This window comes from Oleiphilus sp. HI0123 (assembly GCF_001635315.1).
Genome location: NZ_LWGE01001504.1, coordinates 1 through 2,598, shown reverse-complemented (window position 1 = coordinate 2,598; position 2,598 = coordinate 1). Strand labels below are relative to the sequence as shown.

Genomic DNA, 2,598 nt, shown 5'->3' with positions numbered 1-2,598 from the left:
GGTGGCAGCTTGGAGATCGAGAATCTTAGCTTTGATCTTGTAGCCAGTGAGTTACATTTAACTACCCACACCGCTCGGCGACGCCTTAAAGATGAGGGTAGTTCATTTAAAGAAATAAAAGACAGTATTCGTCGGGATCAGGCTTTGGTGTTGCTGGCCAAGGCAAACCTGAGTATTAATGACGTTGCTTTGCAGCTCGGCTTTTCAGAAGCAGCAGCATTCAATCGCGCCTTCAAAAAGTGGACAGGGCAAACGCCTGGCGCCTGCCGTGAGCAGCATCGATAGCTGGCTTTCTGGGCTAAGTTTGTCTGGCTGTGCTACTGCGGGTAGAACGGTGGCAAAGAAGCATTGTCTTTGCCTTTCAGGCCGGGTGCTGTTTTAGTGTATTTTTTTAATGCTTCAAGTAAGGCTTGCTGGTCATAGGTCTGAGTTGCATTTTTACTGTAACGATCGTTCTCGAATGCTAATAGTTCGGCAGCAAGCGACTCATCTAAAGCTTTCAGCGAACGCAAGGTAATGGGGGCTGACTTAACGGTGTTTTGTTTTCGCTGGCTCTCGATCCAAGCTAGTACAAGCTTCGGTATGTCACTCGACCCCTTTCTAATTGCTTCAATTAATTGTTTGTAGCTGAGTTCTGAAGTAGTAGAGTCGGGAGCTTGTATCGAGATTAGTTTATTTAAGTCTTGCTTTACTTGCTTCAGTCGTAGAAGTAGGAACAAACTCGTTAGAAGCCAACCAAAGGCGAGTAGTGCGATTATCGCTAGCAAGGCATGCTGATTGCTCTCATTGTGCTTAGGCTCTGTATTTTTAGCTGTGCTTTCTATCTCGGACTCTTGGTTGGGTGTTGCTTTTCCATCATCAGTTAAGTCGATGCTGGAGGGCTGCTCATTCTTTTGAGTTTGGTTTACAGCGCCCGGTTTGATGATGATTGTTCGCTCCGGGAGTGTAGCAATACGCTCAACATCGTTGACTGTATCCCACCAAGGTATGCGTATTTCCGGTAGCGTAATTTCGCCTTGTTTGATGGCAATATATGTTGTTGCGTCCTTTCGTATGGCATATGAGCCGCCTTCGTGAGCTTGTGATTCAACAGACGGTTTATCGGGGTATGACTTAACCCGTTCATTTGATACCGCGGGTATTGGGGGAAGGGCTGACCCAAGTAAACCTAAAGCAGAGGTGGTGATTTCATGCGTAAATGCATCACCGATTGATAGTTCGAGCTGCTCATCTTGCCATTTTTCACTTAAATGCAGGCTCTTTGCTGGTAACCAGTGTTGACCAGTAAAATTGGGGTTCGGCTGTGCTATATTCACTTGAACAGCATCCGATATTTCCGAGACACGTATGCGTCTACGTTGATAGCTGTCGATAAGCACACCGTTGAAGGCTAAACCATCGATATAGAGAGCACCACTTTTTTGAGGATAGATTAGGTACTTTCGTTCAATGACCTCATAGCGTTGGTTATAAGCCATACGATAGTATTTATTTTCCTCGCCAAAAGGTTCAATGATGGCATTGCTTGTGGCGGGCTCACTTAAATTTCCGCTACTAAGCCTTCCTAAGGAAAATAAGCGAACGGTATATTGGATTTGTTCCTGAACGTAAACATCTGATTTGTCTGTTTCAACTTCAATAAAAACAGGGGGAGGGTTGTCCGCGTCGATGGGTGCTTTACCCTCCACAACCTCTATAACAATAGCTTCAGATTTGGCTCCTTGTAGTATTGCCTGAGGAATAGTTAGTGTACCGGCCTGCTTTGGGCTAAGCGTATAGTTCCATGTAACTTCGGTTGTTGTATCGCCATTAATGGAGCGCATACTATAATTCTGCTGGCGATCAAGGATCTCAAAGCTATCTTCAAGCCCTTTAATTGTTGGCGCTTCAATCTGGTTTCGCCCAAAGCTCATTAAGCCGCCCAGGCTAAAGTCGATATCCACATTCCCCTGAAGCTTAAGGTTGAAGCTCTCATTGAGATATACTTTATTCCTGTCAACACTGGCACTAAGGGATGTGTTGGCAAGGCTAAGCTGACTAAGTAGGCAAAGTGTTAGTAAGCTAAGCAGCTTACTAAGCATATTGTGATGTTTGTGTGGATAGCCTTTATTTAATTTTGGCTTATCGTTCACCATATTGGCTCACCTTCATTTATTACTGCTGACCCGCCTTTGCGTCGGCGGTCATAAGATTGTTGCTCGAATTTTCTGCGAAGAAGGCCTGATGGGTCGTCAGGCACTCTGCGCATCCATTGCTCATAAGATTGTTTTTCTTCTTCGTTTAGCGCTTGCAAAGAAGATGTAATAGGGTTTTCTTCATTACTGTCTGTTTCATCTTGTTCTGGTTTTGCTTCTCGTTTTTGCGCATCCTGCTCTTCAGTCGTTTGTTCAGTTTGCTCACCTTGAGACTGCTCTTTTTCGTCTTCTGAGCTACCTGACTGTTGATCCTGTGATTTTTCTCGGTTTTGTTGTTTGCCACCATCTTGGCTTTCAGAATTATCGGGCTTACCCTGATCCTGGTTCTCCTGGTTCTCCTGGTTCTCCTGGTTCTCCTGGTTCTCCTGGTTCTCCTGGTTCTCCTGGTTCTCCTGGTTCTCCT

The 2,598-nt window shown here is 45.2% G+C and carries 3 protein-coding genes; 1 reads left to right on the top strand and 2 read right to left on the bottom strand.

Annotation, left to right across the window (positions count from 1 at the left end; all coding sequences use genetic code 11):
- Positions 1-285, top strand: a 285-nt coding sequence (locus tag A3761_RS19885; protein WP_156491975.1) for an AraC family transcriptional regulator, incomplete at its 5' end; no start/stop codon positions are given.
- 32 nt (positions 286-317) lie between these two features.
- On the opposite strand, the gene A3761_RS19880 is transcribed toward A3761_RS19885, so the two are convergent.
- Positions 318-2,135 carry a BatD family protein gene (locus tag A3761_RS19880; RefSeq protein WP_068506424.1) on the bottom strand — a complete coding sequence of 606 codons (1,818 nt, stop codon included), beginning with the start codon at positions 2,133-2,135 and terminating at the stop codon, positions 318-320.
- Positions 2,129-2,598, bottom strand: a 470-nt coding sequence (locus A3761_RS27965) for a hypothetical protein (RefSeq protein ID WP_231881264.1), incomplete at its 5' end; no start/stop codon positions are given. The genes A3761_RS27965 and A3761_RS19880, both read right to left, overlap by 7 nt.